General features: G+C 64.9%; 5 protein-coding genes. All 5 read right to left on the bottom strand.

The window, feature by feature from the left end; all coding sequences use genetic code 11:
• Positions 1-1,072 precede the first annotated feature (1,072 nt).
• Genes ACFWO3_RS01300 through ACFWO3_RS01280 form a run of 5 tightly spaced genes read right to left on the bottom strand, consistent with a single transcriptional unit; the run spans position 1,073 to position 7,509 of the window.
• Complete coding sequence (locus ACFWO3_RS01300; RefSeq protein WP_378572901.1) at positions 1,073-3,040, bottom strand: acetoacetate--CoA ligase; 1,968 nt, start codon at positions 3,038-3,040, stop codon at positions 1,073-1,075.
• Positions 3,037-3,861 carry an HpcH/HpaI aldolase/citrate lyase family protein gene (locus tag ACFWO3_RS01295; RefSeq protein WP_378572899.1) on the bottom strand — a complete coding sequence of 275 codons (825 nt, stop codon included), beginning with the start codon at positions 3,859-3,861 and terminating at the stop codon, positions 3,037-3,039. The genes ACFWO3_RS01300 and ACFWO3_RS01295 overlap by 4 nt, the downstream gene beginning before the upstream one ends.
• Positions 3,858-4,334 carry a MaoC family dehydratase gene (locus tag ACFWO3_RS01290; RefSeq protein WP_378572897.1) on the bottom strand — a complete coding sequence of 159 codons (477 nt, stop codon included), beginning with the start codon at positions 4,332-4,334 and terminating at the stop codon, positions 3,858-3,860. The genes ACFWO3_RS01295 and ACFWO3_RS01290 overlap by 4 nt, the downstream gene beginning before the upstream one ends.
• The gene (locus ACFWO3_RS01285) at positions 4,331-5,494 is read right to left on the bottom strand and encodes an acyl-CoA dehydrogenase family protein (protein ID WP_378572895.1); all 1,164 of its coding nucleotides are present in this window, start codon (positions 5,492-5,494) and stop codon (positions 4,331-4,333) included. Before ACFWO3_RS01285 ends, ACFWO3_RS01290 begins: the two co-directional genes overlap by 4 nt.
• Complete coding sequence (locus tag ACFWO3_RS01280) at positions 5,491-7,509, bottom strand: acetyl/propionyl/methylcrotonyl-CoA carboxylase subunit alpha (protein WP_378572893.1); 2,019 nt, start codon at positions 7,507-7,509, stop codon at positions 5,491-5,493. The genes ACFWO3_RS01285 and ACFWO3_RS01280 overlap by 4 nt, the downstream gene beginning before the upstream one ends.
• Positions 7,510-7,514 lie beyond the last annotated feature (5 nt).

The raw sequence follows: 7,514 nt of genomic DNA, 5'->3' as shown, positions 1-7,514 counted from the left end.
GGGTTACTCCATTCTCGAACGCGCGGACAACCGCGTCACCGTCTGCTGGCCTGTGGGCATGGTCTGTCGTCGACGGAAGGCGTCATACGCGGGAGCAATCTGTGGTTTCGGCATGGTCTCTGGATGCACCGTGTGTTCGCGCCGGTCGACGAGGTGTGCCACACGTCGCGATGCCGTCAGGCTCTCGCTCCCCCGAATGCAAGCTCATCGTGGGGTTCATACGTGGCTCCGTTCTCTCATCGATGCAACAAGCGCCCATCCAATCGGTGTTCGTCCGCGCGGGTCGAATTTCCGGCCGAACCACACGGCGACCCCGGCAGTGCGGGATCACTGGCCGATTCTATGACCGCGACGGTGGCCCGAAGCACATTGGTGTTCATTACTTTGGACCTCCCTGTTCCGAGTTCGTCGCCTACTACGTCCCGACCAGCAAGGACGTGAATCCTTACTCGCGAGTACCACTTTTGTATCGAACACCCGACCGTATGCGTTACCCGTGGCGGCCCGTTTCGCCTCGAGCGAACACGGCACCGATCCTCGCAGATTCAGAACCCGAGAATCGGACGACGCGCAGGTCGTCGACACGCCGGTGCCGAATGAGCTGTCGAATTTCCTTACGGAACGGCAGATTTCCGGCAAACACGACATCCGCAACCCCTCAGCCCCTCGAGTGTCGATCGCAAGCAATACCGGATCCTCCGAGTATTCGTACTGTCTACCAAAGCCCCCCATGGCGCCTCAAACGGAGAAATTCGAGCACGACTGTGCCACAAGACGGCCCCCATCACATGCGAAAGTTGAACCGAACATCAGTCGGGCGCGAGCCTGGACGCGCGTCCAGAATTGTGGGCTGTCGAACCGCGCTGCGCCAATCGCCAGCTGAACAGGCCCGCACTCGGATCCCGCGTCCTCAGGAGGTGCGCAGCACCCACTCAGCTATCCCGCCGATCTCACCATCCGGAAGCGAGGCCTTGTCGGCCGCGTGGGGTGAGTGCACGACGACCGGGGCATCCAAACCGACCGAACGGGATATTCATCACACCATCCCACCCCCGGCCTGCCTCGATCCGTGTCAGTTGTCCTCCGGAAGCCGGGCGGCGTACCAGTCGATCAACTCCGGGAAGTCCACAGCGCTCGGATCCACGGCACGCACCGGGTCCGCTCCTTGCAGAATCCGCTTCAACGGCACCTCGAGCTTCTTGCCCGTTCGTGTGTGCGGAATCCCGGGCGCAACCAGGATGTCGTCGGGAACATGCCGCGGTGAAGCCTGCTCGCGAATCGCGTCGCGGATCCGTCTCCGCAACTCCTCGTCGAGCTCGGCCTCGTCGGTCAATACGACGAACAGCGGCATCCAATAGCCGCCGTCCGCGCGGTCGACTCCCAGGACCAACGCCTCGGCAATTTCGGGGAGCTTCTCCACGACCTGATAGATGTCGGCGCTACCCATTCGGATGCCGTTGCGGTTGAGCGTGGAATCGGACCGCCCGTGCATCATCACCGAGCCCCGCTCGGTGATCGTGATCCAGTCACCGTGCCGCCACACACCCGGGTAGGTGTCGAAGTACGCCGCCCGGTACCACTCCCCTTCCGGGTCGTTCCAGAACCGCGTAGGCATCGACGGCATCGGCGCGGTGACGACCAACTCCCCGACCTCGCCGAGCACGGACGCACCGGACTCGTCGTATGCATCGAGTGCCACTCCGAGGTACGGCGCGGACAACTCCCCCGGCCACACAGGAACCGTACGAACACCGCCGACGAACGCGGAGACCACGTCAGTGCCGCCGCTGATGGACGTGACCTGTACGTCCTGCCCGACGTTGTCCCGCAACCACAACGACGATGCAGCCGGCAGCGTGGACCCGGTGATGCCCACGGCCCGTAGCGCAGTCAGGTCGTGTTCGCGCGAGGGCGCCGAGCCGGCCTTCTCGCATACGAGGACGTATCCGGGGCTCGTTCCCAACAGCGTCGACCGCGTGCGGGAAGCCAACTCCCACAGCGAATCACGCCGGGGGTAGGACGGGCTTCCGTCGTAACACACGATGGTGGCGCCGACGAGCAGACCTGCTACCTGGTAGTTCCACATCATCCAACTCGGGCTGGTGTACCAGAACAGGGTGTCGTCGCGCCCGATGTCGGTTTGCAGGGACAGTGCTTTCAGGTGTTCGAGCAGGACGCCGCCGTGGCCGTGCACGATGCCTTTGGGCAGACCGGTGGTGCCGGAGGAGAACACCACCCACAACGGATGATCGAAGGGCACCGGGACGGGATCGAGCGGCGCCGTTCCCGAGGTCGCCGCTTCCCAGGTGACGGTGCCGGAATCACCTTCCGGCGCTTCTCCATCGGTGGGCACGAGCACGGTGAGAGCCACACTCGGCAGCCCTTCGCGCAGTGCGGCGATCTCCGAGGATCGGTCGTGATACTTACCTCCGAAACGGTACCCGCTCGCGGCCACGAGAACCTTCGGTTCGAGTTGGCCGAGCCGATCCAACGCCGCAGGTGCCGAGTAGTCCTGGCCGCACGCGGACCACACGGCTCCGAGGCTGACCGTCGCGAGGAAGCTCACGACCGCCTCCGGGATGTTGGGCAGGTATCCGACGACCCGGTCCCCCATCCCGACGCCGTTCTCCCGCAACGTTCGCGCCAGCACCGCGACACGATCGCGCAGTTCACTCCAGCCGATCTCGCGATCGTCACGGTCTTCGCCGAGCGCGACTATTGCCGGTCTGTCGTCACGTTCGCCGCGCAACACCTGGTTCACGTAATTGACCGATGCGCCGGGAAACCACTGCGCGCCGGGCATCTTCGACTCGGCGAGAGCGGGGCCCGGATCGGTGTCCGATTGCACGGCGAAGTAGTCCCACACGGATTGCCAGAACTCGCCGGTCTTTGCGGTGGACCATTCCCACAGCTCCCGGTACCCACCGAACTCGTTACCGGTTCGCCGAGTGACGAAGTTCGAGAAATCGGTGATCGCGGCGCGGGCGACCGCGAAATCCGACGGCGTCCACTGAGGTTCGGGGCTGTGGGAACGGTTCATTTACGTGATTCCTTCTCGGCTGCGCGCTGCAGCACGCGTTCGGCGTGACGCAGTACGGGGGCGTCCACCATCTTCCCTTCGAACGCGAACACTCCGCGCTCCTTGTCGACAGCTGCAAGCACTCTTCGCGCCCAGTCGATCTCCTCGTCGGTCGGCATGAACGCCTCGCGAATCACCGGCACCTGGCTGGGGTGAATGGCGACCTTGACGTCGAATCCGACAGCGGCGCCGTCGAGTGCCTCGGTTCGCAACCCGTCGAGGTCCGCGATATCGAGGTACACGGAGTCCAACGCGAGCCGGTTGTACCCCTTCGCTGCGAGCAGAGTCTGCGAACGAACGTGGCGTGCCACGTCCCGGTAGGTCCCGTCGGAGTGCCGGCTCGAATTGCCACCGAGTCCGGCCACCAAGTCCTCGGCACCCCACATCACACCGACCGTGCTCGCCGCCAACGCGATCTCGCCCGCCGCGAGCGCGCCCAACGGCGATTCGATCAATGCCACGATCTCGTGCGGCGCCAGTGACAACACCTGCTCGGCAGATTCGCATTTGGGCAGCATCAGTCGGGTGTAGTGAGTCCCGTCGAGCGCGAGCAGATCACGTTCGTGGTCCTCCGTCCCGACCGGGTTGATCCGGACGACCGTGCGCTCGGGGTCGATCGGTGTGTCGATGAGGGCGGTCCGCGCCGCTTCCTTGTCGGCAGCTGCGACTCCGTCCTCGAGGTCGAGAACGACCACGTCCGCCGCAGCAACTGCCTTCGCATACCGCTCGGGTCGGTCTGCCGGGCAGAACAACCACACCGGCCCGGGAGCACTCCACGTCATGAGGGCCTCTTCAGTACCAGGGTCTTGCGTACGGCCACGGCAACCACCTCACCGTGCTGGTTTCGTCCGGTGTGTTCGAGCGTGACGATTCCCTGCCCCGGTCGCGACCGCGACTCGCGCTTGTCCTCGATCGCGGTTTCCGCGTACAGGGTGTCACCGTGCCGCATCGGCTTCGGGAAGGAGATCTCCGAGAAACCGAGGTTCGCGACGATGGTGCCCTGTGTGAGCTGTGCGACAGACAGTCCGACCAGCGTGGACAACGTGAGCATCGAGTTGATCAGGCGCTCACCGAATTCGGTGTTCGCACCGTAGGCCGCATCGAGATGCAGCGCCTGGGTGTTCATCGTCTGGGTGGTGAACAGGACGTTGTCCGCCTCGGTCAGCGTGCGTCCCGGCCGATGCTCGTACACGGCGCCCAGCTCGTACTCCTCGAACCACAGGCCACGTTGGGTGATGCGTTTCGATTCGGTCACAGCCCGAGCTCCCGCGCCACCAGCATCAGCTGCACCTCCGTGGTGCCCTCGCCGATCTCGAGGATCTTGCTGTCCCGGTAATGACGGGCCACGACGTACTCGTTCATGAAGCCGTAACCACCGTGGATCTGTGTCGCGTCACGGGCATTGTCCATAGCTGCCTCGGAGGCGATGAGTTTGGCGACCGCTGCCTGCTTCTTGAACGGCTTGCCTGCGAGCATCGCCGCTGACGCGTCGTAATACGCCGCACGAGCAGTGTGCGCGCGTGCTTCCATCCGTGCGATCTTGAATGCCACGGCCTGATTGTGGCCGATCGGATGACCGAACGCCTCACGTTCCTTCGCATACTTGACCGACTCGTCGACGCACCCTTGCGCCGCACCGACACTCAGAGCTGCGATGGCGATACGCCCCTCGTCGAGGATGCGCAGGAAGTTCGCATATCCGCGGCCGCGTTCACCGAGCAGATTCTCTTCGGGCACCCGGGCATCGACGAAGCTCAGCGGATGGGTGTCGGACGCATTCCAGCCGACCTTGTCGTATGCGGGTTCCGCCGTGAAGCCAGGAGTATCGGTGGGAACGATGATCGTGGAGATCTCCTTCTTTCCACCCGCCGTGGTACCCGTGACGGCCGTTGCGGTCACGAGTGCGGTGATGTCGGTACCGGAATTGGTGATGAACTGCTTGTTGCCGTTGATCACCCACTCACCGTCCGACAACTTCGCGGTCGTCTTGGTTCCGCCCGCATCACTGCCCGCGCCGGGCTCGGTAAGACCGAAGGCGCCGAGTGCCTTTCCCGAGGCCAGTTTCGGCAACCATTCCTGCTTCTGGTCCTCGTTGCCGAACCGGTAGATGGGCATGGCACCGAGAGAAACACCCGCCTCCAGGGTGATGGCCACCGACTGGTCCACCTTGCCCAGTTCTTCGAGAGCCAGGCACAGCGCGAAGTAGTCGCCGCCCATACCGCCGTACTCCTCGGGGAACGGCAAGCCGAACAGGCCCATCTCGGCCATCCCGCTCACGACCTCGTACGGGAACGTGTGGTTGGCATCGTGCTCCGCCGACACGGGTGCGACGACGTTCGCGGCGAAGTCGGCGACGGTCTTCGCCAGCTGCTGGTACTCGTCGGGAAGTTGTCCGGTTGCGAGGTAGTCGGTCATGACGCGTCTTCTTTCGTCTCGGCATTCGGGGTTTCGGGTGTGATTCGTGCGAGCAGTTGATCGACGACGACCTGGTCTCCGGCCGAGACCAGAACCTCGGCAAATCCGTCGATCGGGGCCGTGAGCGAGTGCTCCATCTTCATCGCCTCGACGACCGCCACGACCTGACCGGCCTGGACCGTCTGTCCGTCCTCGACGCCCACCGCGATGACGGAACCCGGCATGGGGCTGGTGATCTCGGCGTCTCCAGCGTGTGCGTCGCCGGCCCGGACGCCGACCTCACGAAGTTCGCGAAGCATCCAGGTACCCACGGAGTTCGACAACCACAGGTGACCGTCCGAATCCGCCACGCGGTACGTCCGGCGCCGTCCGTCGATCACGACCGACAGGTCCGCGCCACTGCGGGACGCGACGAGTTCGTGCGGCTCACCGTCCTCGATCAGGGCCTGGCCGGATGCCGGAGTGCCCGTGATGTGTACGTGTGCGGTGGACGTGGGGGATGCCAGTCGAATACTGGTCCGTGCAGGGGCACCCATCCGCCACCCGTTGGGAACATCCCAGGGATCGACGACCCCCGAGCCACTCCTGTTCGGCCAGCGCGAGACCCACATGTACGCGGCAGCCGCGATCAACACGTCGTCCGGGGTGTCGGCGGGGTCGAAGTCGTCCACGCGCCGATCGAGAAGACCGGTGTCGAGACGCCCGGCCACGACGTCCGGATCGGCGAGAAGAAACCGTGCGAAGTCGATGTTGGTGACGACACCGAGAACACCGGTGCCGGCAAGGGCACGGTCGAGTGTGCGCAGAGCGCCCGTACGGTTCGGCGCATGTGCGACGACCTTTGCGAGCATCGGGTCGTAATCGCTGCCGACCACGGTCCCGGCCCGCAGGCCCGAATCGACACGGACGCCCGGCCCACTCGGCTCGATGACATCGACGACCGTGCCACCCGTGGGCAGGAATCCCCGGGTCGGGTCCTCTGCGTACACCCGGGCCTCGATGGCGTGTCCCGTCAGTGAGATGTCCGACTGGGCGAACCCGAGCGGTTCGCCGGTGGCGATCCGAACCTGCCACTCGACGAGGTCCAGGCCGGTAACCAGTTCCGTCACCGGATGTTCCACCTGCAGCCTGGTGTTCATCTCCATGAAGAAGAACTCTTCCGGCTTGTCGGCCGAGACGATGAACTCGACCGTGCCGGCGCCCGAGTAGTCGACGCTGCGGGCCGTGTTGCAGGCCGCTTCACCGATCCGAGCGCGGGTTGCCTCGTCGAGCAGTGGCGACGGAGCTTCCTCGATCACCTTCTGGTGTCGACGCTGCAGACTGCACTCACGCTCGCCGAGGTGGACGACGTTGCCGTGTTCGTCGGCCAGAATCTGCACCTCGATATGTCTCGGCCGGAGCACGAACCGTTCCAGAAACAGGGTGTCGTCCCCGAACGCCGACGCCGCCTCCCGCCGCGCGCTCCGTAGCGCTTCCGGCAGTCCTGCGGGGTCCTCGACGAGACGCATGCCCTTACCGCCACCACCGGCCGAAGGCTTGACCAGGACGGGGTACCCGATGTCTTCGGCTGCTGCGATCAGGTCGGCATCGGACAGCCCGGGACGGGCGATGCCGGGCACGACCGGCACGTCGAACTTCTCCACCGCGTTCTTGGCGGTGATCTTGTCGCCCATCACCTCGATGGCGTGTGCCGACGGGCCGAGGAACGCGATGCCGGCGTCGGCACAGGCTGCGGCGAACTTCGCGTTCTCCGAGAGGAACCCGTATCCGGGGTGAATGCCCTTCGCCCCGGTCGACTCAGCTGCTGCGATCACTTTGTCGATGGCCAGGTAGCTTTCCCGCGCTGGCGCAGGTCCGAGCAGCACCGCGGTGTCGGCCTCGAGAACGTGGCGCGCATCGCGGTCGGCTTCACTGAACACCGCGACGGAGCGGACCCCCATTTCGCGCAGGGTGCGGATCACGCGAACCGCGATCTCACCACGGTTCGAGACCAGGACGGTATCGATTTCTCTCATGTCTC

Source organism: Rhodococcus sp. NPDC058521 (assembly GCF_042719695.1).
Taxonomy (GTDB): domain Bacteria; phylum Actinomycetota; class Actinomycetes; order Mycobacteriales; family Mycobacteriaceae; genus Rhodococcus_F.
This window is presented reverse-complemented; position numbering and strand designations above follow the sequence as displayed.

Excerpts from the sequence above, each read along its gene's own strand:
- ACFWO3_RS01280 (WP_378572893.1), bottom strand. The coding sequence starts at position 7,509 with ATGAGAGAAATCGATACCGTCCTGGTCTCGAACCGTGGTGAGATCGCG.
- ACFWO3_RS01300 (WP_378572901.1), bottom strand. The coding sequence starts at position 3,040 with ATGAACCGTTCCCACAGCCCCGAACCTCAGTGGACGCCGTCGGATTTC.
- ACFWO3_RS01295 (WP_378572899.1), bottom strand. The coding sequence starts at position 3,861 with ATGACGTGGAGTGCTCCCGGGCCGGTGTGGTTGTTCTGCCCGGCAGAC.
- ACFWO3_RS01285 (WP_378572895.1), bottom strand. The coding sequence starts at position 5,494 with ATGACCGACTACCTCGCAACCGGACAACTTCCCGACGAGTACCAGCAG.